Annotated in this window: 18 protein-coding genes; 5 read left to right on the top strand and 13 right to left on the bottom strand. The window is 60.2% G+C overall.

What is annotated here, in order from left to right; translation table 11 throughout:
- Positions 1–36 precede the first annotated feature (36 nt).
- Positions 37–1287 carry a 2-aminoadipate transaminase gene (locus WH299_RS21355; RefSeq protein ID WP_339551224.1) on the top strand — a complete coding sequence of 417 codons (1251 nt, stop codon included), beginning with the start codon at positions 37–39 and terminating at the stop codon, positions 1285–1287.
- Here WH299_RS21355 and WH299_RS21350 read toward each other — a convergent pair.
- Positions 1284–3308, bottom strand: a complete 2025-nt coding sequence (locus WH299_RS21350; protein ID WP_123477957.1) for a c-type cytochrome — start codon at positions 3306–3308, stop codon at positions 1284–1286. The two genes, WH299_RS21355 and WH299_RS21350, sit on opposite strands and share 4 nt — an antisense overlap.
- Before the next feature lie 64 nt (positions 3309–3372).
- Here WH299_RS21350 and WH299_RS21345 point away from each other — a divergent pair, with 64 nt between their 5' ends.
- Together WH299_RS21345 and WH299_RS21340 are read left to right on the top strand one after the other, a co-directional pair.
- Positions 3373–4011 (top strand): DUF6622 family protein, encoded by a 639-nt coding sequence (locus WH299_RS21345; RefSeq protein WP_421558440.1) that lies wholly within the window; start codon positions 3373–3375, stop codon positions 4009–4011.
- Between the two features lie 70 nt (positions 4012–4081).
- Entirely contained in the window at positions 4082–4801 is a 720-nt protein-coding gene (locus WH299_RS21340; RefSeq protein WP_122725558.1) for a hypothetical protein, read from the top strand.
- 132 nt (positions 4802–4933) lie between these two features.
- On the opposite strand, the gene ptaA is transcribed toward WH299_RS21340, so the two are convergent.
- The 8 genes from ptaA to hmpA form a co-directional block, all read right to left on the bottom strand.
- Positions 4934–6028 carry a pyoverdine biosynthesis transaminase PtaA gene (ptaA, locus tag WH299_RS21335; protein ID WP_339551223.1) on the bottom strand — a complete coding sequence of 365 codons (1095 nt, stop codon included), beginning with the start codon at positions 6026–6028 and terminating at the stop codon, positions 4934–4936.
- Positions 6029–6173: 145 nt separating this feature from the next.
- Positions 6174–7061, bottom strand: coding sequence for a heme o synthase (cyoE, locus tag WH299_RS21330; RefSeq protein WP_003194050.1), 888 nt, complete (start codon positions 7059–7061; stop codon positions 6174–6176).
- 11 nt (positions 7062–7072) lie between these two features.
- A complete protein-coding gene (cyoD, locus tag WH299_RS21325) occupies positions 7073–7414 on the bottom strand; it encodes a cytochrome o ubiquinol oxidase subunit IV (protein WP_010206434.1) in 342 nt (113 codons plus the stop codon).
- Positions 7414–8040, bottom strand: a complete 627-nt coding sequence (locus WH299_RS21320) for a cytochrome o ubiquinol oxidase subunit III (RefSeq protein ID WP_010206435.1) — start codon at positions 8038–8040, stop codon at positions 7414–7416. The genes cyoD and WH299_RS21320 overlap by 1 nt, the downstream gene beginning before the upstream one ends.
- Positions 8041–8043: 3 nt before the next feature.
- Complete coding sequence (gene cyoB / locus WH299_RS21315) at positions 8044–10062, bottom strand: cytochrome o ubiquinol oxidase subunit I (protein ID WP_028617881.1); 2019 nt, start codon at positions 10060–10062, stop codon at positions 8044–8046.
- Between the two features lie 3 nt (positions 10063–10065).
- Positions 10066–11007 carry a ubiquinol oxidase subunit II gene (gene cyoA, locus WH299_RS21310; protein WP_028617882.1) on the bottom strand — a complete coding sequence of 314 codons (942 nt, stop codon included), beginning with the start codon at positions 11005–11007 and terminating at the stop codon, positions 10066–10068.
- 792 nt (positions 11008–11799) lie between these two features.
- Positions 11800–12306 (bottom strand): disulfide bond formation protein B, encoded by a 507-nt coding sequence (locus WH299_RS21300; RefSeq protein WP_010206438.1) that lies wholly within the window; start codon positions 12304–12306, stop codon positions 11800–11802.
- A gap of 227 nt (positions 12307–12533) precedes the next feature.
- Positions 12534–13715 (bottom strand): NO-inducible flavohemoprotein, encoded by a 1182-nt coding sequence (gene hmpA, locus WH299_RS21295; protein WP_339551221.1) that lies wholly within the window; start codon positions 13713–13715, stop codon positions 12534–12536.
- A gap of 147 nt (positions 13716–13862) precedes the next feature.
- On the opposite strand from hmpA, the gene norR reads away from it, so the two are divergent.
- Positions 13863–15386, top strand: coding sequence for a nitric oxide reductase transcriptional regulator NorR (gene norR / locus WH299_RS21290; RefSeq protein ID WP_339551219.1), 1524 nt, complete (start codon positions 13863–13865; stop codon positions 15384–15386).
- 109 nt (positions 15387–15495) lie between these two features.
- On the opposite strand, the gene WH299_RS21285 is transcribed toward norR, so the two are convergent.
- Complete coding sequence (locus tag WH299_RS21285) at positions 15496–16398, bottom strand: DMT family transporter (protein ID WP_339551217.1); 903 nt, start codon at positions 16396–16398, stop codon at positions 15496–15498.
- 138 nt (positions 16399–16536) lie between these two features.
- On the opposite strand from WH299_RS21285, the gene WH299_RS21280 reads away from it, so the two are divergent.
- The gene (locus WH299_RS21280; protein ID WP_339551216.1) at positions 16537–17412 is read left to right on the top strand and encodes an AraC family transcriptional regulator; all 876 of its coding nucleotides are present in this window, start codon (positions 16537–16539) and stop codon (positions 17410–17412) included.
- On the opposite strand, the gene WH299_RS21275 is transcribed toward WH299_RS21280, so the two are convergent.
- From WH299_RS21275 to WH299_RS21265, 3 genes are all read right to left on the bottom strand, one after another.
- Complete coding sequence (locus WH299_RS21275; protein WP_339551214.1) at positions 17409–19910, bottom strand: LuxR C-terminal-related transcriptional regulator; 2502 nt, start codon at positions 19908–19910, stop codon at positions 17409–17411. The two genes, WH299_RS21280 and WH299_RS21275, sit on opposite strands and share 4 nt — an antisense overlap.
- A 146-nt stretch (positions 19911–20056) precedes the next feature.
- The gene (locus tag WH299_RS21270; RefSeq protein WP_339551212.1) at positions 20057–21415 is read right to left on the bottom strand and encodes a DUF1329 domain-containing protein; all 1359 of its coding nucleotides are present in this window, start codon (positions 21413–21415) and stop codon (positions 20057–20059) included.
- A gap of 26 nt (positions 21416–21441) precedes the next feature.
- Positions 21442–23232, bottom strand: a complete 1791-nt coding sequence (locus WH299_RS21265; RefSeq protein WP_339551210.1) for a DUF1302 domain-containing protein — start codon at positions 23230–23232, stop codon at positions 21442–21444.
- Positions 23233–23584: the final 352 nt, after the last annotated feature.

Here is a 23584-nt window from a genome sequence, read left to right as displayed (position 1 = left end):
ATAAAAACAAGCCCGTCACTGCCGAGTCCCCGATTCATGAGCCGCGAAACCATCAGCCAATCGATTTCCATTGTTCACCCCATCAGCCTCAGCCACGGTAAAAACGCTGAGGTCTGGGACACCTCGGGTAAACGCTATATCGATTTTGTCGGAGGCATTGGTGTGCTCAACCTCGGTCATTGCCATCCCGGCGTGGTCGAGGCAATTCGCGACCAGGCGACCCAACTGACGCACTACGCGTTCAATGCCGCCCCTCACGCGCCCTACATCGAGCTGATGGATCGTCTTACCGCATTTATGCCGGTGGACTACCCGGTCAGCGGCATGCTCACCAACAGCGGCGCGGAGGCGGCGGAAAACGCGCTGAAGATCGTACGCGGCGCTACCGGCCGCACCGCAGTGATAGCGTTTGACGGCGCCTTCCACGGCCGTACCCTGGCCACGCTCAACCTCAATGGCAAAGTCGCGCCCTACAAACAAAAGGTCGGGGTACTACCAGGCCCGGTGTATCACCTGCCCTACCCCAGTGCCGATAACGGCGTGACCTGCGCCGAGGCGCTGAAGGCCATGGACCGCCTGTTCAGCGTGGAAATCGATGTCAACGACGTGGCCTGTTTCATCATCGAGCCGGTACAGGGCGAAGGGGGGTTCCTGGCGCTGGACATCGAATTCGCCCAGGCGCTGCGGCGCTTTTGCGACGAGAACAACATTTTGCTGATTGTCGATGAAATCCAATCGGGCTTTGGCCGTACCGGCCAGCGTTTTGCGTTCTCGCGCCTGGGGATCGAGCCGGACTTGATCCTGCTGGGTAAAAGCATCGCCGGCGGTGTGCCGTTGGGCGCCGTCGTAGGGCGCAAGGCGTTGATGGACAATCTGCCCAAAGGTGGCCTGGGCGGCACCTATTCCGGCAACCCCATTGCGTGCGCGGCAGCGTTGGCGACCCTCGATGCCATGACCGATGACCACCTGAAAACCTGGGGCTTACAGCAGGAAGAAGCCATCGTCAGCCGTTATCAGACCTGGTGCGCGCAAGGCCTGACTCCTTACCTGGGCCGTCTGACCGGCGTGGGCGCCATGCGCGGCATCGAACTGGCCAACGCCGACGGCACACCCGCGTCGAAACAGCTGACCCAGTTGCTCGGCCTGGCGCGGGACGCCGGTTTGTTGCTGATGCCCAGCGGCAAGTCGCGGCATATCATCCGCCTGCTGGCACCGCTGACCATCGAGCCTGCGGTGCTGGAGGAAGGCCTGGATATTCTCGAGGCCTGCCTCAAACAGTTGGACTAGTAACGCGCATCGACAGGTTTACCGCCGTTCGGCCAGTCCTTGACCTTGTCCGGGAAGTCCGGGCGCGGTTGACCAGAGAAATACGCCGCCACGTCCACGGCTTCCTGGTCCGATAAACCGCCCTGCCCCAGCGGGAATTTCTCGTGGAAGCCGATCGGCATGTTGCGTTTGACGAACGCCGCCGCCGTGTAGGTGCGGGCCATGCCGGCGCCGATATTGAAGGATTGCTCACCCCACAACGGTGGGTAGATCAGCTCGCCATCCGCCCGCGCCAAGCCCTGGCCATTGTCGCCATGGCACACCGCGCATTGCTTGGCGTAGACCTGTTTGCCATTGGCCAGGTCCGGCTTGATCGCCGGGTCGACCTTGCCCACGCCGCGCCCGGCTACTTTGTCTTCGGGGCGGGTGTTGTTTTTCATCCAATCGAAATAGGCGACCATCGCTTGCATGTCTGCCGATTGTGGCGGCAGTGGTTTGCCATTCATCGAGCGGCGGAAGCAGCCGTTAATTCGTTCTTCCAGGGTCACCACCTTGCCTGCGCGCGGCGCATAGCTGGGGAAAAACGCCGAGACGCCTACAAACGGAGACCCATCCGCTACCGTGCCAGCGTTGAGATGGCAACTGGTGCAATTGAGTGAATTGCCGACATTGTTGGGCAGCAGCTCTTTGGTTTGCAGATGCAGGCGCATGCCGCGAATCACCTGGTCGGCGTTTGGCGCCGCAAGCAACTCGGCCAGGCGCGGGGTTTCGAAGGCCGATGAATCGGTGGTGGCCGGGTTGAGTTGGTCACGCAGTTTCTTCACCTGGCCGGCGCTGATCGGCGTGCCTTCGTTACCCCAACGGGTACGTACGAAACTGAGGATCTCAGCGATTTCCTGATCGTTCAAACGGGCGAAACCGGGCATGGTGTAGATCCGCGGGTGCGTTGCCGTTTGTGCGGTCTCCCAGCCGGTGAGGGTGATGTGCAGCAGTGACGTCGGGTTGCTGGACGCAATGCTCGGATTGCCGGCCAAAGGTGGGAACAGACCTTTCACGCCCGCACCATCGCTGCGATGACAGTCGCTGCAGAACTGCATGTAACCCAGTCCGCCACGACTGGTGAACAAATCTGCAGGTGGCACGGCTGGGGCCTGGGCCACGGACGGCATGGGCAAGTCGTCTTTACCGAGGGGTAGGGATTTCAAGTAACCGGCGATAGCCGTCAGGTCGTAGTCGCTGAAGTGCTGGGTGCTGTGGTGAATCACATCGGCCATGTTGCCGGCGACCGTGGCAAAGCGGTTTTGCCCGGTCTTGAGCAGTTGCACGGTGTCTTCCACCGTCCACAGGTTGCGCAGGCTCAGGGCGCGCCAATGCTCGACGGTTTCGCCGGCCAGGTAGTGCTGGCCGCTGGAACCCTCGTCGCTCATGGCTTTTTCCTGGAACGCAATGCCCCGTGGCGTGTGACAGGAGCCGCAGTGGCCCAGGCCCTGGACCAGGTAGGCGCCACGGTTGAGTTGTTCATCGCGTGCAGGATTCGGCTTGAAGGGTTGTTTGTCGAGGAAGACAAAATTCCACAACGCCAGACCCCAGCGCTGGTTGAACGGGAAGCCCATGTCCGCCTCAAGATTGGCCTGCTGCACCGGCTCGACGCCTTGCATCAAATAAGCGAACAGGGCACGCATGTCGGTTTCGCTCATCTTGGCGTAGGACGGGTACGGCATCGCCGGGTACAGGTTCATGCCCGTCGGCGTCACGCCTTCGCGCATGACACGGTCGAACTCTTCGAAGGAGTAGGCGCCAATCCCTGTCTCTCGGTCCGGCGTGATATTGCTCGAATAGATCGTGCCCATCGGCGTGCTCAGCTCCAGGCCGCCGGCCATCACCTTGCCTTGCTTGGCGGTGTGGCAGGCGATGCAGTCGCCCAGTTGCGCGACGTATTTGCCCTGCTCGATCAGCGAAGCGTCGGGAACGTTGGCGTGCAGGGGAAGAGACAGGCAAAGCGTCGCCCCCAGCAAGGCCAGGCGGGAAAGGGAAAGCGCCATCGCATTAGTCCTTTAATAACCTGACGTGGGGCGGTCCCCTCGGCGCAGGTCAGTGGTCGTTTTTATGGGTTCATCAGGCCTCTGTGTTGTAACGGTTTTGTGGGCGGGGAGTGTTGATGTGGGTCAGGGGCAGATCGCTGGACAAAGGCGTCAGTACTCAACGACTATCCACCATCTCCCCTCTGCACGGACGCACATCATGCTCGACATCCTCCAAGGCACGCCCATTTGGGTCTACGCCATTTACCTGTGGATTTGCTACTACGGCATCAAGGCCTGCCTGGGCGGACGCGAAAATCGCCGCTCACTGGTGATCCTGCCGGTGGTGCTGGTGGTGTGGTCGTTGATGTCGCTGGCGCCTTCAATCTTGTCGAGCGGCGCCTGGGTCGCCGGCGCGGTGCTGGGCAGCCTGGTGGGGATGGTGCTGTTCAACGTTGAAGGGGCGCGGCTGGATGCCAATGGCGAGACCCTGGTATTGCCGGGCACCTGGAAAACCCTGCTGATCTCGCAACTGTTCTTTGCGGTGAAGTACTACTTCGGCTACCAGCAAGCCGTGCATCCGCTGATGCTGAGCACGCCGACGATGTTGATGGCAGTTGGCGGTGTATCGGGGTTTACCGTAGGTCTGTTTTGCGGACGAGCCGTACGACTGCAGCGGGCGCTGACGGCGTTGCGTCGGGATAAGGGCATTGTGCTGCCTTGACCTGACCTCCCTCCCCCCTGAAAATGCCCGACGCTTTTTTGTCCTCGTTTACTGAAGTAGTGAAATTTCAATGTCCGATTCTTACACCGAAATATCCGCCCCCGAAGAATCCGTAGCCGCGCTGCAATCCAAAGCCGAATACGAAAACGCCATCAATCTTTCACAGCATCTGCCAGCGGCCAAGATCATCAGCGAGATGGTGCTGGACGCGTTCCACACGTCCAAGGAAAGCGACCAGATCCGTGAGCTGCGCGTGGCCATCCGCCAGGCCCATGACGCCTTCGACGACGACAAGGCCTACGACCTGATGGGCCAGCTCAAGCAACTCAAGGACGCCGAAGCCGCCGATAACGCAGCCCTGGAAGACCTGAGCAGCCAATTCTCGATCAGCCGCATCCTGTCCAGCTTCAAGGACGACCCTGAATTCCAGGAGTTGGTCTACGGCCTGGCGCTGAAAGTGCTGAACCAGAGCCACCAGGCCATCAGCAACCCGAGCGCCGGCAAGAGCAAGGCCTCGCGGCCCAAGAAAGAGGCCGAAGTGTTTGTGATCAGCAAGGATGGCATCAGCGTCACCCTGCCGCTGCGCACACCGCGCTCCAAGCTGAACGTCGACCGTGAAGCGTTCGAGTTTTTGGGGTTCAGCTTTGTGGGTGAAGGGGATGAGGCGGAGTTGGACGTTGAGAGTTTTGTCGATAACGCCGGCGCTGAGCAGCCGCTGAGCCGCAAGAGCGTGATTACTGCGTTGCAGCAGCAGACTGCGTTTGATGGGTACAGCATCGCGCAGCAATAACCCAAAGCAAGCTACACCGCAGAATCAAATGTGGGAGCTGGCTTGCCTGCGATAGCATCACCTCGGTTTCATTGATATACCGAGGCGTCTGTATCGCAGGCAAGCCAGCTCCCACATTTGTCTTGCATCGGTTTAACCCGCGCGTTCGACTTGTGCCGCAAACACCTCACGAAACCGTGCCATCTCCCGCTTGCTCCCCACCGTCACCCGAACCCACTGCGGCCAGTTTTTAAACACACGGCCGATCAGCACGCCTTGGGCTGCCAGTTTCTCGATCACCTGCTCCGCCGGTTGCTTCACGTCGATCATGAAACAGTTGGCCTGTGACGCCGTGCAGGTGAAACCACGCCCCTGCAGCCAGGCCACGGTCTCATCGCGCAGTTGTTTATTGAGCGCCTTGCGTTGTGGCAACAGCTTCACGTCCTCCAAGCTGGCAAGGCCGCCGAGCAAGGTGGTGCCGGCCGGCACGTTGTCGCCGCCAAATACGGCGAGGCGTTCCAGCAACGCCGGATGCCCGACCGCCAAGCCCAGGCGGGCACCGGCCATGCCGTAGATTTTCGAGAAAGTGCGCAGCACCAGCACGTCGTCGTGGTCCTTGACCCAACTGACCACGCTGGGTACGTCGGCGAAGTCGATGTAAGCCTCGTCCACCACCAGCACACTGCCTTTGGGTTTGTTCGTCAACGCGTGGCGGATGGCGTCGACGGGCGTAACGGTGCCAGTGGGGTTATTGGGGTTGCACAGGTAGAGCATGCCGGCCTGTGGATCGGCGGCGAGCATGGCCGGGATGTCGTGGGCGTGGTCGGCGTTCAGGCTGACTTCCTTCACCGCAGCCTTGTTCGCCTGCGCCGCCTGGCGCGGCACTTCGTAGGACGGCGTAGCCATCACCAGGCCGCGAGTTTCGCTGGTGAATGCCAGCACCGCATAACGTAAGGCCGCCATTGAGCCTGCAAACACTGCCACCTGTTCTTCGGCAATGCCTTGCTGCTGAGCAAATAGCCCGGCTAAAGCATACATGTGGTTGTAGGGGTAACGCCCGGACGTCGCGATACCACGCTGCATCGCTTCACGTGCAGCCTGTGAGGGTCCGTAGGGGCTTTCGTTGTAGTTGAGTCGCACCTTGTCAGACTTTGCCGGCGGCGGCGCCGCGACCGCCCAATCCAGGCGCCCCAATAAAGGCAGGGCGGCGCCCAGGGCGAGAAGGGACCGACGACTAACGCTGACCATGGGGCAACTCCTTGTTGGCGGGTGGTGGATTCGCACAGCACGTACAGAGGGGTATGACGAGATAAACATCCGCAGATTTAAACCGACGCCCAAGAAAAAGCCCCGCGCTTCTCTCGAAGGCGGGGCTTTTTCACTGCAGGACCACTCAGTGAGCGTAGGTCAGCAACAGCTCTTTCGGCACTTGGAAATCCAGGGACATCATCACGCTGAGCGCGGTGATGGTGAAGATCGAGAACACGAACAGCTTGCGAGCCCAGACGGTGTCATCCACCGCCTTGTAGCCGGTCCAGGCCATGTACAACCAGTACATGCCCATGGCGGCGGCGACGGCAAGGTAGCTCATGCCGGCGTAGCCACTGAAGGTCAACATCAAGGTCGCCACAAGGAAGGCCAGGATGTACAGCAGGATGTGTTTCTTGGCGACCTGGATGCCACGTTTTACCGGCAAGACCGGAATCGAAGCCGCCAGGTAGTCATTGAAGCGGAAAATCGCGATGGCGTAGGAATGCGGCATCTGCCACAGGCTGAACATCACCAGTAGCGTCAGCGCGGCCATGTCGAAGCTATTGGTTACAGCCACATAACCAATCACCGGCGGCATCGCTCCCGACAGACTGCCCACCAGCGTGCCGTGAACCGACTTGCGCTTGAGGTACAGGCTGTAGAGGCCGACGTAGATGACAAAGCCGATCACGGCAAACAGCGCCGCCAGCGGGTTGGCCACCTTGTACAACAACGCCACGCCGGCAACACCGAGGACGGTCGCGTAGATCAGTGCCAGCTTCAGGGAGATGAGGCCCTGGACCAGCACACGATTCTTGGTGCGTTCCATCTTGATATCGATGTCACGGTCGATGCAGTTGTTGAACACACAACCGGAAGCTACCACCAGGGAAGTGCCGATCATTGCAGCCAGGAAAATGGCCAGATCGACATGTCCCTTGGAGGCCAGGAAGAAACCGCCCGCCACAGAAAGCACGTTACCGAAAATGATCCCCGGTTTGGTGATTTGGATAAAGTGCTTAAGCGACATCGGGTCTTACCTCACTTCGCCATCATGAACGTATGGATGCTGAACATGATCCATATCGACAGGCCAACCAGCAGCAGGATTACCAACCCTGCGAACACGAACGCAATCACGTTATCGCGTTGCTCTTTGGAGCGGTCCAGGTGCAGGAAGTACACCAGGTGAACCAGAACCTGAATCACCGCGAATGCCAGCACGATCATCAAGGTGATCGACTTAGGCAGGGTCGGGTACATCACCAGACCGAACGGGATGAGCGTCAGGATTACCGACAGGATGAAGCCGATGGCGTACGACTTAACGCTGCCGTGGCTTGCATCATGGCTGTCATGGTCATGGGAGTGTGCATTAGCCATTACAGAGTCCCCATCAGGTAAACAACGGTGAAGACGCAGATCCAGACCACGTCCAGGAAGTGCCAGAACAGGCTCAGGCAGCTCAGGCGAGTCTTGTTGGTGTTGGTCAGGCCGTGTTTATTGACCTGATACATCATCACCGCCATCCACAGCAGGCCAGCCGTTACGTGCAGACCGTGGGTACCTACCAGCGTGAAGAACGCGGACAGGAAGCCGGAACGGTGCGGGCCGTAGCCTTCGGAGATCAGCAGGTGGAACTCGTTGATCTCCATGCCGATGAAGCCCAGGCCGAACAGGAAGGTCAGTGCCAACCAGCTCAGTACGCCTTTCTTATTGCCCTTGTAGAAGGCCAACATGGCGAAGCCGTAGGTGATCGAACTGAACAACAGCAAGGCGGTTTCGCCGAGCACGTAAGGCAGTTCGAAGATGTCGTGGCCCGACGGGCCACCCGCTACGTTATTTACCAGTACCGCGTACACCGCGAAGATCGACGCAAACAAGATGCAGTCGGTCATCAGGTAGAGCCAGAAACCGAAAACGGTCATCGGCCCCGAGTCGTGGTGATGGTCATCGTGCCCATGGTCATCGACATGGGCGTGTCCAGCATTGGTCACTAAGTTCGACATGGTTTAAGCCTGTTCCAACGAGGTTTCTACACGGTTGGCCGGGATTTTCTTCTCGGCGACCAGGCGAGCGTGTTGCTCGGCTTCGATGCGTTCGATCGTCTCGACCGGCACCATGTAGCCTTGATCATCACGTGCAGCGTGGACAATGAAGTAGCCGATGGTGCCCACCAGGCTCGCGATTGCCAGCCACCAGATGTGCCAGATCATCGCGAAACCGAACACGGTCAACAGCGCGCCCATCACCACGCCAGTGGCGGTGTTGTTTGGCATGTGGATCGGTTCGTAGTGCTTAGGACGCTGGTACGCAGTACCGTCTTCCTTGGCTTCGGTGAACGCATCAATGGTGTTCGCAGTAGGGATCACGGCGAAGTTGTAGAACGGCGGTGGCGACGAAGTCGACCATTCCAGGGTGTGGCCATTCCATGGGTCACCGGATTCGCAAGCGTTCTGCTTACGGTCACGGACACTCACGTACAGCTGGATCAGCTGGCAGGCAATACCCACAGCAATCATCACCGCACCGAACATGGCGACGTACAGGTACGGCACCCACTCAGGGTTGGTGGTGGCGTTCAGACGACGGGTCATGCCCATGAAGCCCAGTGCATAGAGCGGCATGAACGCGACGAAGAAGCCCGAGATCCAGAACCAGAATGCAGCCTTGCCCCAGCCTTCGTGCAGCTTGAAGCCGAACGCTTTCGGGAAGTAGAAGCTGAAACCAGCGATGTAACCGAATACCGCGCCGCCGATGATCACGTTGTGGAAGTGAGCGATCACGAACAGGCTGTTGTGCAGCACGAAGTCAGCACCCGGGATGGCCAGCAGTACGCCGGTCATGCCGCCGATGGCGAAGGTCACCATGAAGCCCAGGGTCCACAGGACCTGGCTGGTCATGCGCAGACGACCGTGGTAGATGGTGAACAGCCAGTTGAATAGCTTCACCCCCGTCGGGATGGAAATCAGCATCGTCGCCAGGCCGAAGAAGGCGTTGACGCTGGCACCCGAACCCATGGTGAAGAAGTGGTGCAGCCACACCATGAAGCCCAGTACCGAGATTGCGCCCGATGCATAAACCATCGAGTGGTGACCGAACAGGCGCTTGCCGGTAAAGGTCGAGATCACTTCGGAGAAGATACCGAACGCTGGCAGGATCAGGATGTACACCTCAGGGTGACCCCATGCCCAGAACAGGTTCACGTACATCATCGGATTGCCACCAAGTTCATTGGTGAAAATGTGGAAATCCAGGTAACGGTCAAGCGACAGCAGCGCCATGGTAGCGGCCAGGATCGGGAACGAAGCCACGATCAGGACGTTGGCCCAGGTGCAGGTCCAGGTGAAGATCGGCATGTCCATCAGCTTCATGCCAGGGGCGCGCATTTTCAGGACGGTGGCCAGGAAGTTGACCCCCGTCAGTGTCGTCCCGAGTCCTGATAACTGTAGGGCCCAGATGTAGTAGTCCACACCCACGCCAGGGCTGTATTGCAGGCCCGACAATGGCGGATACGCAACCCAACCGGTCTTGGCGAATTCGCCGACGCCCAGGGACACGTTGATCAGCACCACGCCGGAAACCAGCAGCCAGAAGCTCAGGGAGTTCAGGAACGGGTAGGCAACGTCACGCGCGCCAATCTGCAGCGGCAAGGCAAGGTTCATCAGGCCGGTGAAGAATGGCATCGCCATGAAGATGATCATGATCACACCGTGAGCGGTGAAGATCTGGTCATAGTGTTCAGGTGGCAGGTAGCCAGGCGAACCCTCGGTGGCCATGGCCAACTGGGTACGCATCATGATGGCGTCGGCAAAACCACGCAGCAGCATGACCATGGCAACGATGACGTACATGACGCCGATTTTCTTGTGGTCGACCGACGTCAGCCACTCGGTCCACAGGTAGGTCCACTTCTTGAAGTACGTAATACCTGCAAACAGTGCCAGACCACCCAGCGCGATCATGGCGATGGTCACCATTACGATCGGCTCGTGGAACGGGACCGCATCCCAACTTAATTTACCAAACATCGTTTACTCCTCTGCCCCAGCAGTTGAATGCGAGCCCGTGTCAGAACCTTCAACCGCGGCCACTTCTTTCTTCTCGTGCTTGACCGGCTTGCCTGGCTTCATACCTTCGTACTTGTCGACGATTTTCTGAAACAGGTCCGGCTCATACGCGGAGTACAGAGCGACTGGGTTGTTCTGGCTTGGTTTGGTCAGGGCATCGTATTCAGCTTGATCAAGCTGTTTAGGTGCGGCCTTGACTTCGGCTACCCAGGCGTTGAAACCTTCCTGGCTCGTCGAGATCGCTTTGAATTTCATGCCGGTGAAGCCAGCGCCGCTGTAGTTTGCGGAGATGCCTTCCATTTCAGCTTTTTCGTTGGCGATCAGGTGCAGGCGAGTCTGCATGCCTGCCATCGCGTAGATCTGACCGCCCAGGGCTGGGATGAAGAACGAGTTCATCACGGCGTCGGAGGTGATCCGGAAGTTAAGCGGAGTGTTCTCTGGGAACTGGATTTCGTTGACGGTGGCGATACCCAGGTCCGGGTAGATGAACAGCCACTTCCAGTCCAGCGCGACCACTTCGATGTTGATCGGCTTGACGTCGGATTCCAGCGGACGGTACGGGTCCAGTTCATGGGTCGACTTATAGGTGATGTAACCCAGGGCGATGATGATGAGGATCGGCACCAGCCACACTGCGATTTCAATCTTGGTGGAGTGCGACCACTTCGGCGCGTAGGTCGCGCTGGTGTTCGACGCGCGGTATTTCCAGGCGAAGGCGAAGGTCATGATGATCACAGGCACCACAACCAACAACATCAGCAGGGTGGCGGTGATGATCAGGTTTCGTTGATCCAGACCGATCTGTCCTTTTGGGTCCATCAAGGTCCACTTGCAGCCTCCCAGCATTAACATCATGCCAAGCAGCGGCAAAAAGCCTAGTAATCGGGGGTACCTGTTTTTACTCATCTCACGACCTCTAAAGCAGCTTGCGCAATGCAGTTGGGTTTTGATCGCCAACACTTCACCCTGCCAAGGGTTGGCATTTCTCTTCGATTGAATAAGAGCCTGCCCATCGCGCCATTAGGTGGCGTTTCACGGACCTGCGGTGAGTTCTTATTCGATTTCGTGGTTAAAGGCCTTGTTACAGACCAATTCCATTTGGTGCGGATAGTTGAAAGGCTGTCGGAACCTTGGGGTCGCACAGAGCCGTCCATCTGCCCCTCGACCGCTCCAGTGCTCAAATATTGAACAGCACCGGACATTCAGTGCGGGCGATTGTAGTTAGCTAGCGATGTATAAACCATGTCTTATAAAGAAATAATTTTTATCGATTACAGCAATAATCCTTCACCAATATTGCAAAGGTTCGCGATCTTATCGTGTTCGATTCTCAACAAAAACCACAAAAATTGCCGTGTTATAGGGCGATCCGTCGCAGCCCATATGGGCTGTAAGGGTAAGCCAAAGCGATGCAAGCCCCCATAAAACAAGGCATTCGGACATCACGCAATTGCTGACGTGGCCTGAGGTTCGTGGCCTCGCCGGAACCACGAACTGACAGCACATCTTGGCCGTTTTATGCAAATTTAAGCGGCCGCTCGGCGGGTCAGAAACGTCCTGCGGCAGCTTCCGTGTGACAACATGTCGCACACTGCGCGCACCTAAACTTGTCCGGCGTCACGTCCTGTTCACAAATCCCTACAAACAAAAACGCCCCGGCCTTCCCTCAAGAAGGACCGGGGCGTTTCAGGGATGAGCTTAGGCTTTGCGCTGGCGATTCCGGTAAATCCCCAACGGCACCAGGATCACCGTCAGCACGAACGCAACCAGTGCCCACTGCGCCAGGGACAGACCCAGCACGGGCGGATACGGGGTGCTGCAGAAGCCATCGACCTGAAACCCCAGGGGGAACACTTTGGCCAGTGGCAGGTCATCGACGATCGGTTGCAGCACATCAATGCCGCAACTGACCTGGGGGAAGAACTGGGTGTACACGTGGTGACCGGCTGCGGCCACACCGCCGAGGGCGCTGAGTATCACCAGCCCTTCGAAAAACGTAAGCGCCCCTTTGGTGCGCATGGCCGCACCGATGAACGCGAAGATCGCGATCAACAGCAAGGCGTAGCGTTGCAGGATGCACAGCGGGCACGGCGCCTCGCCGAGTACCACCTGCATATAAAGCGCACCGCCGATCAGCGCCAGGCAGATGATGCCCAGCAACACCAGAAAGCGCCGCTCCCTGCCTAAACGCAATTCGTCACTCATCACCGTTTCCCTTTGTTTGGTTGTGCCAATGGCCGCAAGTTTACACACAGGGAGTGGTTTAAACAGAGGGGGTTAACGGGGGATTAATCTTGGGAAATGTTGTGACTGTACGGACGCCATCGCGGGCAAGTCGGAGCGCCGAACCGCCGGCTCCCACATTAGACCGCGATCCAATGTGGGAGCCGGGCTTGCCCGCGATGAAGCCAACTCAATGTATCGGTTAGAAGCTACTCCAGCGCCGCAGCCGGGCCGAAGAACTCATAGCGGCTTTGCTTCTCGGGTACACCCAGCGCCTTGAGATGGCGCTTGATCGCGCTCATGAAGCCTTTAGGGCCAAGGAAGTAGGCATCGATGTCGCGCTGCTCGGGCAACCATGCCGCCAGTTGCTCCTGACTCAGCAAGCCTACCTTGTCCGCCGCCGGGCTCACGCCATCATCTTCGGCGTAGCAATAGAAGCGCTTGAGCTGTGGGTGCTTGGCCGCCAGGGCATCGACCCAATCACGGAATGCATGCACCCCGCCGTTACGCGCGCAGTGGATGAAGTGCACCGGGCGCTGGGTAGCCAGGGCGGCTTCGAGCATCGGCAAGGTCGGCGTGATGCCCACTCCACCGCTGATCAGCACCAGCGGTTTGTCGCTGGCTGCCAGGGTGAACTCCCCCGAAGGCGGAAACAGGTCAATAGTCGCACCGACGTGCAGTTGGTCGTGCAGGTAGTTGGACACCCGCCCGCCGGCTTCGCGCTTGACGCTGATGCGGTACAGGCCCGAATCGGTCAGGGCTGACAGCGAATAATTGCGGCGCACTTCCTCGCCATCCAGCACCAGTTTCATGCCGATGTATTGGCCCGGTGCAGCGGCAAGAATCGGACCGTTGTCCACCGGGGCAAAGTAGAAGGAGATAATCTCGTCACTCTCCACCACGCGCTTGACGATGATGAACGGCCGCGCCCCCCGCCAGCCACCCGGGGCCTGCGCTTTCTCTTCATAGATCGCCGCCTCGGCGCCGATCAGGATATCCGCCAGTTGGCCATAGGCCGCGCCCCAGGCGTTCATCACCTCGGGCGTTGCAATCTCACTGCCCAGCACTTCGGAAATCGCGCGCAGCAGGCAGGCGCCGACGATCGGGTAATGCTCCGGCAGGATCTGCAGGGCCACATGCTTGTTGATGATCTTGGCCACCAGGTCACCCAGTTGGTCCAACTGGTCGATATGCCGCGCATACATCAACACCCCGTTGGCCAAGGCGCGGGGTTGATCGCCGCTGGCCTGGTGGGCCTGGTTGAACAGCGGGCGAACTTCCGGGTACTCGGAAAGCATCATGCGGTAGAAATGGGTGATCAGCGCTTCGCCGCCGCTTTCCAGCAGGGGCACGGTGGATTTGACGATGGCACGGTCTTGGGCACTAAGCATGGGAGCCTCCTGGGCTTCTTTACTGATTGCCTTTACCTACTCAGTATTCGTGCCAACAAATAAATCTTTTAATTTCAACGATTTATTTAAATTGTAGTCAGTATGACTTCCTACAAAGTATAGTCATAAGGACTACAAGGAGTCATTATGACTGCGCAATCACTGCTCACCACCCTGCTGCCTCTGGTCGCCGACCTGTCCCGTGAACTGCCCGAAGGCGAGCGTTATCGTCGTCTATTACAAGCCATGCGCGCCCTGCTGCCCTGTGACGCCGCCGCGCTGTTGCGCCTGGACGGCGAATGGCTGGTGCCGTTGGCCGTCGACGGCTTGAGCGCCGACACACTGGGCAGGCGCTTCAAAGTCAGCGAACACCCGCGCTTTGCCGTGTTGCTGAGCAGCCCAGGCCCTACGCGGTTTGACAGTGACAGCGAACTGCCCGACCCCTACGACGGCCTGGTCGATGGACTGCACGGGCACCTGGAAGTCCACGATTGCATGGGTTGCCCGCTGTTCGTCGATGATCAGCCCTGGGGCCTGCTGACCCTGGACGCCCTCGACACCGAGCGCTTCGAGCGCGTCGAACTGGACGCCCTGCAAGCCTTCGCCAGCCTCGCCGCAGCCACCGTCAACGTGGCCGAACGTATCGAACGCCTGACCCTGCGCGCCGAAATCTACCGCGAGGCCAGCGGCCAGCAGCACAAGGAGATGATCGGCCAGAGCAAACCCCACAAGCGCCTGGTGGAAGAGATCAAACTGGTGGGCGGCAGTGACCTCACTGTGCTGATCACCGGCGAAACCGGAGTTGGCAAAGAACTGGTGGCCCAGGCCATCCACGCCGCCTCAACCCGCGCCGATAAACCGCTGATCAGCCTCAACTGCGCCGCCCTGCCGGAAACCCTGGTGGAAAGCGAGCTGTTCGGCCATGTACGCGGGGCCTTTACCGGCGCGTTGAACGAACGTCGTGGCAAGTTCGAACTGGCCAATGGCGGCACGCTGTTTCTCGATGAAGTGGGCGAACTGTCGCTGACCGTGCAGGCCAAGCTGCTGCGAGTACTGCAAAGCGGTCAATTGCAACGCCTGGGTTCGGACAAGGAACACCAGGTGGACGTGCGTCTGATCGCCGCCACCAACCGCGACCTGGCTGACGAAGTGCGCAATGGTCGCTACCGCGCCGACTTCTATCACCGCCTCAGCGTCTACCCGCTGCAAGTGCCGGCGCTGCGCGAGCGCGGGCGCGATGTGCTGCTGCTGGCCGGCTTTTTCCTTGAGCAGAACAGGTCACGCATGGGCCTGGGCAGTCTGCGCCTGACCAGCGATGCCCAGGCGGCGCTGCTGGCCTATAACTGGCCAGGCAATGTGCGGGAGCTGGAACATTTGATCGGACGCAGCGCACTCAAAGCCTTGGGAAACTGTCGCGAGCGTCCGAAGATTCTCAGCTTGAACGCCCAGGACCTGGACTTGCCCGATGTCAGCGCACCGTTGATCGAAGCACACACCGACAGCGCGCCCAGCGTGACCGGCGACCTGCGCCAGGCCACCGAACACTATCAACGCCAGATCATCAGTGCCTGCCTGGAACGCCACCAGCACAACTGGGCCAGCGCCGCCCGTGAACTCGGGCTGGACCGCGCCAACCTAGGCCGCATGGCCAAGCGCCTCGGAATGAAGTAGTAAGATCACCCCAATCGAAATGTGGGAGCTGGCTTGCCTGCGATAGCGGTGAACCAGTCAAAGATAAGCCGGCTGACACTCCGCCATCGCAGGCAAGCCAGCTCCCACACTAGACAGCCTTCGCGTTGAAAACCGGGCTCGTAACCTTAGGCTTACGAAACACCAACACATTCCCCAGCATCACCAACACCAACCCCGCCAGCGCTGGTGCAGTCCACTGGTACCCTTCGGCAAACGCCGAGACGTTAAGCGCTACAACCGGGAACAGCACCGTGCAATACGCCGCACGCTCCGGCCCCATGCGCCCGACCAGGGTCAGGTACGCGGTGAACCCAATCACGGACCCCGGAATCACCAAGTACCACAGTGCTCCGACATACCGCGCACTCCAGTCCATCTCAAACGGAATCCCACGCACCACGCAGTAGGTCACCAGCATCAACGAACCATACAACATGCCCCAGGCATTGGTCGTCAGCGGTCTCAGACCGGCCTTCTGCTGCAGGCTCGAGAGCATATTGCCGGCCGAGAAACACATAGTCCCCAGCAATGCCAAACCCAAGCCGAGCAGGGTCTGCGGACTGGCGGTGTGCCCGACCAGCTCCGGCCAGAACAGCAGGCCCAAGCCCGCCAAGCCCAGGCCGCCGCCCATCAACACATTGCGCGCCACCCGCTGGCCGAAAAACACCCGGGCGTTCAGCGCGTTCCACAAGGTCGCCGTGGAAAACACCACAGCCACAAGGCCGCTGGGGATCCACTGGCTCGCCGTGAGAAAGCACATGAAGTTGACGCAGAACAGGCACACGCCCTGGGCCAGGCAGATCAAATGCCCACGCCGGTTCATCACCTGCAACTTACGGCTGACCAGCAACAGCGCAAACAACACCAGCGCCGCCAGGCCGAAGCGATAGACGATGGACACAGGAATCGCCACCACGCCCAGTTGCCATTTGAGGGCGATCCATGTGGTGCCCCAGATCAGCACGGTGAGTAAATACAGGGAAAGGTTCATAGCGGGCTCCATCGATTGAGCCACAGTGTGGCCCGCGATCCATGGCGCGCTCTTGCACAATCTTGCGCTTTTGTCGGCTGGTGGGCTCACAGCACTCAACGCGCGGAGTAGGATGCAAGGCGTCGGAGAGTACGAACCATGCCTGATCTGGAATCCCTGCAAGTCTTTCAAGCCCTTAACCGCTCGCCCAATGCACGCCTCGAAGCCTGCGCCGAGCTCGGTGACGGCTTGTCTGCGGCTTTGTGGAGCAACCATCACGATGCCCAGGATTACCAGGCTCCCAGCCATCACACCTTGTCGTGCTACATCGGCGGTGGCACCGGCACCTTTCGGCGTGACCAGCCGGGCACCAAGGGCGGGCCCGACAAGCTGTGCATCCTGCCCGCCGAGCATCAGTCGGCCTGGGTGATCAACGGCGAAATCCGCCTGGCCCATGTGTACTTCAGCCCGGAGCAATTCGCCCTGGGCTGCGTCACCCTGCTCGACCGCGAACCACGCACCCTGCAATTGCGCGAACGCACCTTCCTGGAAGACGCCAGCCAGGCCCGGCGCTTTCACCAGTTGATCGCGCTGAACTGGCGCGAGCCCGCCGAGCGCCTGCTGACCAGTAGCCTGGCCCATGAAATGCTCAGCCACACCCTGCTCAGCCAGGTCGGCGCCCGCGATGGGCTGCGATTGAAAGGCGGGCTGGCGGCGCATCAGCGACGGCTGTTAGTGGAGTACATCGATCAGCACCTGGAAGACCCGATCAGCCTGGGCCAACTCGCCGGGATGTGTGCGCTTTCGGAATACCATTTCGCGCGGATGTTCCGCCAAAGCTTCGGCCTGCCGCCCCACCAATACCTGCTGGCGCGCCGCCTCACCCGCGCCCAGGCCCTGCTGCGCAGCAGCGCCCTGCCCTTGAGTGAAATCGCCTTGATGTGCGGTTTCTCCAGCGCCAGCCACTTCACCCATCGCTTCCGCCAAGCCATGGGCGCCACGCCCGGCGAGTACCGACAGGCGTTTTGCGCCTAGGTCATCAACCCCAACGTCTTGGCCTTGGCCACGGCTTGCGTACGTCGCTCCACACCGAGCTTGCTGTGGATACGCCGCGCGTGGGTCTTGACCGTATGCAGGGAGATAAACAGCCGGTCGGCGATTTCCAGGTTGGAATTGCCCAGGGCGATCAACTGCAGGACTTCCAACTCGCGCTGGCTGAGTGGGCTCTCTACCGCTCCCGACGCTGGCGCTTGCGGCTCCATGCCCAGCTCACTCAACAACCCCGGCGAGCGCAACCGCAGTTCGCGAATCGCTTGCTGCACTTGGCAGCGTGCCGCCAACGCCAGCCCGGTTTGCAGCGAGCGGCGCGCCAGCGCGCAATCACCGACTTGCCAGGCCACTTCGCCCAGCACCAAGTGCAGCTCGGTTTCCAGGCAGAGCATGCCGCGCTGATGGGCGGTCTCCAGCAAGGCCATGAGCCGCTCCACCGATTGATCGGCGCAACCCAGTTTCACTTCAGCCAGCACCAGCAGGTACTCCAGGCGCGGCACCAGCTCCAGAGTGGCCGGCGGGGCCTGTCTGGCCTGGGGCCCACGAAAGTGGCGAAGCACGCGGCGCACCGCTTCCACTGTCAATTCGGCACGCCCCTGCTGCAACCAGAAATGCCCGCTGACCAACAGCAACACCGCGCGGTACACCGTGTCGGGCACCTGACGCTGTTGCATCAGCCGCTCGGCGTCGCGCAGTTGCACAAAGGCCTGGGCGTAATCGCCACGGTTGGCGGCCAGCAGAGCCAGTCCAAGAAATCCGTAAAGCACGCGCTTGTCCTGGCTGTGCAGGCACATCTTCAAGCCCGCCTCGAAACACTCGGTAGCCAGGCTGTCCTGCCCTTGCCGCAACGCCAGGTGCCCGCGCCGCAGGGCGATGCGCCCGACCAAAGGCCCGGCCTTGAGGCGCTGCTCGAGCAGCATCGCCTGCACATTCTCCAGCAGGCTTTGCGCCCGATAAGGAGCGCCACGCTGCTCCAGCAGTTGCGCGTGATCCAGCTCCAACAAGGCTTCGAGCAGCAACGAGCCGTGGGCACGGGCCAGGCACAAGGCTTCGCGGCTCAGGGCCTGGGCCACGTCCAGTTCACCGCGCAACAAGGCTTGCTGGGTCAGGCCTGAAAGGCACATCAACCGCGACGTCCAGGCGCTGTCGGGCAAGGCTTGCAGCGCTTCGAGGAAGTGTTCGCGAGAACGTTCGGCATCGCCACCCAGATGCAGCAGCCAGCCCCACTGCGCCTGCCAGCGCGCCAGCAGATAGCGCTGCTGCGCCGCTGTCGGTTGCGGCGCGAAGCGTGCCAGTTGATGGATGCATTGCGCGGCCTGCTCGAAGCGCCCGGCGAACAGCAACGCCGCGGTCAACAGCCCGACCAATTGCGCCGAACCGAGCATCAGTTCGTCGCCCTGCTGCTCATGCAGGCGCAACAGCAGCATCGCGTTCTGCTGGCGGAACAGGTCTTCGAAACTGAAGTGCTGCAACAGGCTCACCGCCACTTCATATTCTTCGGCGAGCAAGGCTTGTTCAAACGCGGCCTGCCAGTCCTGTTCGGCGGTGAACCATTGGCAGGCGCGGCGATGCCAGGAACGCTTGGCCGGCCAGGGCTCATCACGCAGCAAATGGGAGAGCGGAGGAAAAACCTGCAACCAGTCGGTGTCTTCCCAGGGCTGGATAAACGCGCCGAAGGCCTGCAGATCGTGCAGGTACTGATCACCGTCGCCAAAGCCGAACAAGTGCTCGCACAACCCTGCGTTGAAGCGCGGCAGATGGGCCAGCACGCGCCAGGCTTCGGCCAGTTCGGGTGGCAAGGTGCTGAAGAGTTCGTGTTGCAGGTAATCGAGCAAGGTCTTTTCCGGGTGGCCGTCCCCCAGCAAGGCAATGCGCGCGCCGGCACACCAACCAGCACTGAACTGCAACACGCTGTCGACGGATTGCCCCCGGGCATGAGTGAGCAAATGCTGGATCTCGACAGGGCTGAACGCCAAGTCTGCGCCGCACTCCAGCAATTCGTCGTCGAGCAGCAACCGCGGCCAATTGCACAGTGGCCGACGCCGCGCGCCCAGCCACCAGGTCAGGGCTGGACTGCTGGCGGTCAACAGGCGATCGAGCAAAGCGTCGGTGTCCGGCGCGGGCAAGCGGCAGAAGTCATCGAGGAACACCCACGCCGGGGCCTGCCAACGCGCAAGGTCCGACAGCAGCGTCGCTTCATCAGTGAACGGCAAACCCAGGTTCTGCGCCAGGCGCTGGCAAAGATCGACGGAGCTCAGGGCAACACCATTGAGCGGCAGCCAGTACACCGGGCAATCCTTGGGTGCCTGCAACGCGCACTCGGCGAGCAGTGCACTCTTGCCACTGCCAGCAGGCGCGCAGAGCAACTTGACCCTGACCTGCGCCGCCAGCAAAGGCTCGGCCAAACGTGGGCGCAATAGATGGTGGGCGGACAGCCGAGGCATGAATCCAGGACGGTCCAGGCAGCGTGTCATGGCGGTCATTGCTGCATCCTGCTTTTTTATTGTTATGCAACGTGGCGCCTACCCTAGTCCTGTGGTCGGCGGTTGTTGAAGAAGTATTCAGCAGGGTGATTGGCAGGCATAAAAAAGCCGGGAGCCCAAAGGGTCCCGGCCAGGTAAAAGGGTGATCAACGAACCCCTTCGGCCCTCAATGCGGCCGGGGTGTAGTCCGCCGCCTTGGCCGCGAAGCCAAACACAAAGCTGCTCTTCTCCTCATTCTTCATGCCCAGCGCGATGTAGCGCCCGGCGATGATGTCGTAGAGGGTTTCCACGGTGTAGGCCGGAGTCTGGTGGTCGTAATAGAACTGCGCATGACCTTCGGCGACTCGCCACAGTTGACCACGGCCGTCGTAGTGATCCACCAGCGCCACCTGCCAGCTGTCCTCGTCGATATACATGTGGCGCTTGGCGTAGATATGCCGCTCACTCGGCTTGACCGTGCCCACCACTTCCCACACGCGGTGCAGCTCATAGCGGGTCAGGTCCTGGTTGATATGGCCGGCCTTGATGATGTCGTCGTACTTGAGTGTCGGCTGGTCCAGCTTGTAGCTGTTGTAGGGGATGTACATCTCTTTCTTGCCCACCAGCTTCCAGTCGTAGCGGTCCGGGGCGCCGGAGAACATGTCGAAGTTGTCCGAGGTGCGCAGGCCGTCGGAGGCAGTACCCGGCCCGTCATACGCCACTTGCGGCGCACGGCGTACGCGACGCTGGCCGGCGTTGTAGATCCACGCCAGGCGCGGCTCCTTCACTTGGTCGAGGGTTTCATGCACCAGCAGCACGTTGCCCGCCAGGCGCGCCGGGGCCGTCACCGACTGTTTGAAGAAGGTCAGCACGTTGGCCGCCTTGGCCGGGTCCATGTCCGGGATCAATTGCGGCACCGCCACTTCCTCTTCGAAGCGGATCGGCGTGTAGCTGCCGTTGGTCTGCGGCGTGGCCTGGGTGATGATGCGGCGCAAGTTGCCGCCGTGGTAGCGGGTGATGTGGTTCCACAGCACTTCCACGCCATTCTTCGGAATCGGGAACGCGTAGTAACGGTTGCCGGTGAAACCTTCCAGCCCATTGCCGTCGTTGATCGGCTTGACGTTCAGCGCGCTGCGCTTGATCGACTCGTAGATATCCGGCGGCAGGTTGACCGTGCGGTGGGTTGGGTACACCGGAATCTTGTAGGTCTCAGGGTAACGCTTGAACATCGCCACCTGGCCGTCGGAAAGTTTGTCCTTGTACTTGTCGACAGTGGCCGCGGTGATCACGAACAGCGGTTTCTCACTGGCGAACGGGTCGGCGAGGAAGCCTTTGCTGTCGACGGCGCCGGCATTTTTAGGAATGCCACCGGTCCAGGCCGGGATTGAGCCGTCGGCGTTGCCGGCTTTTTCGGCGCCGACCGGGGTCAGGGTCGTGCCGAGCTTGGCCGCCTCTTCCGGCGACACCGCTGCCATCACGTGGGTGCCCAACAGGCTGAGGGCCAACACTGCAATTGTCTTACGCATGGATGCTTGTCCTTCTTTAAGCCAGGTCAGAAGTTCGCGCCGAAGCTGAGGGCGAGGAAGTCGCGGTCGGTCAGGGTGTTGTAGTCGCCGCCGAAAAAGTCGGTGTAGCTCAGGCTGGCGGTGTAGGTGCTGCGGTAGTCCGCGTCCACGCCGATGCTGACGGCCTTGGCGCCTTTGTTGAACAGACCATTGGGGCCGTAGCCGGCCACGTCATGGGACCACGACAGGTTGGGCTTGAGGTTCACCCCGAAAATTGCATTGTTATAGTCAAGGATCGCGCGCGCGCGGTAGCCCCAGGAATTGGCTGTGACAAAACCGTCGGTGTCGCCTTGAAAACCATAGGCACCGTAGACCGAGTCGCGGCCGTAGCGCAGTTTGGATTTGTCTTCCAGCCCGGCGACGTGCACGTACGCAGCCTCGCCAACCAGCGTCAGGCGTTCGGCCCCCAGTACCTGGTCGAAGAACTGGGTCATGGTGCTTTGGATCTGGGTGATTTCCTTGCGGCGGTAGCCTTTGTTGTCGTCGCCGAAGTTGCTGCGGATCGGCGAGGCCAGTTGGCCTGCAACCGGGTTGATCAGGGCCAGGGTCAGGTCGGTGGTGTTGAGTTGCACTGGGGCATTGGGGCGATAGCTGATCTCGCCGGTCCAGGCCGTGCCAGTAGGCAAGGTGGTGGAGAAGCTCGCACCGAAGAGGCGGATGTCTTCCGGGTAGTCGAGGTAATACTGGCCACGACCGAGCATCAGGCTCTGGACCAGACCTGCACCCGAGCCGGGCGCGATGCCATTGGCTGCGCCGGAGATCGCACCGAGCCTGGCCAGGCTTGTATTGTTGGTGATGGTGCCCACCGTCGGGGTGCGGCTGTGGTAGTTCATGAAGTACAGGCCGTATTCGGTGTCATCCCCCAACCAACGCAATGCCGTACCGAACTGACCACTGTCACGGGCATCACGATCCCGTGCACGCTGCACGATCACACCTTCACGGGTCACTTGAAAGCCCTGTCCAAACGCGGCGGCTACAGGCTGCAACGGCGCAATCGCCGGGTTACCCACCGTGTAGTTGTCATTACAGCCGTGGGCCGCCACATCCCCACCAAAGAATGTGCCGCAATTATCCAGTACGGTATTTTCCCAGTTCAGTTGGTAAAAACCTTCCACTGTCAGCTGGTTGGTCAAGCTCTGGGAAGCGAACAGCATGTTTACCGGAATCAGCCCTTCTTTGATCTCCGCACCGGGCCGGCGAAAGGCTGAAACGTCGATGGGGTTGATGCTGTTGATGGAGTTACCGATAAAAGTGCTCTCGCCCCAACTGACCACTTGCTTGCCCAGCCGCACGTTCCCTGGCTGATCGCCAATGGAATAGTTGTGATAGACGAAGGCATCGAGCAATTCGTAGCCGGAAGACCGCGCGCCTTCATCGCGGTGGTGATTGCTGATCTGTTTGAATTCGCGATCTTCATCCTGCAACTCGAAGTCGTACCAGTACTTGCCCCGCACGAACACGCCGCTGTCACCGTACTTGAGTTCCAGGTCGTGAATACCCTTGAAGATCTTGGAAAAGGTCTCGCCCTTCTTGAAGTTCAGGCGCCCGTCATCCCCGGTAGACGCCTGGCCAGTGCCGCCGTTGAAGGTGCCCACCAGCTTTTTATCGGCGTCGCGCATGCCCCAGCTCGCGCCCACCGACAGCGAGGAGTCGAATTGCCCTTCGATCTCGCCAATGTTGAACGAAACAGCCTGTGCCTGGGCACAGCACCCCAACGCAACCGCAGCGGCCAGCGCCTGTGGCCTGAAGATGGCGCGCATTGTTGTTCTTGTCATGCGTCTTCCCCGGTGAGTGACAGAAGGCCCCACCCTACTGCCGCCCAACGGGAGCGATAAGCGCACCAAGGAGGGATTCGTGTTGTCGCCCAAAAGGATGACGCGACGCTCTGGCCTGGGCTCCGGGCGCAGGCATGCATTAGGTGGATGGAGGGGTATCAGGGGGATGTATGGAGGACTGCGCAACTGTTGCTGATTGCGCAACAGTCCTTGTCACGAATCGGCATTACTCATTTTGTTACAAGCGGCTATTCTTGTCGGGCTTTCAGGGCAAATGGCCCGCTTTCCCATCGGGAAGAAAAGCCTGATTCAAATGGATTGATGCCTGTTTTCAGTCTGTTACCCGTGTTCA

The organism is Pseudomonas sp. MYb541 (assembly GCF_037479595.1).
Taxonomy (GTDB): domain Bacteria; phylum Pseudomonadota; class Gammaproteobacteria; order Pseudomonadales; family Pseudomonadaceae; genus Aquipseudomonas; species Aquipseudomonas canadensis.
Note: the sequence above shows the minus strand (reverse complement) of the source record. Positions and strands in the feature narration are given on the sequence as shown.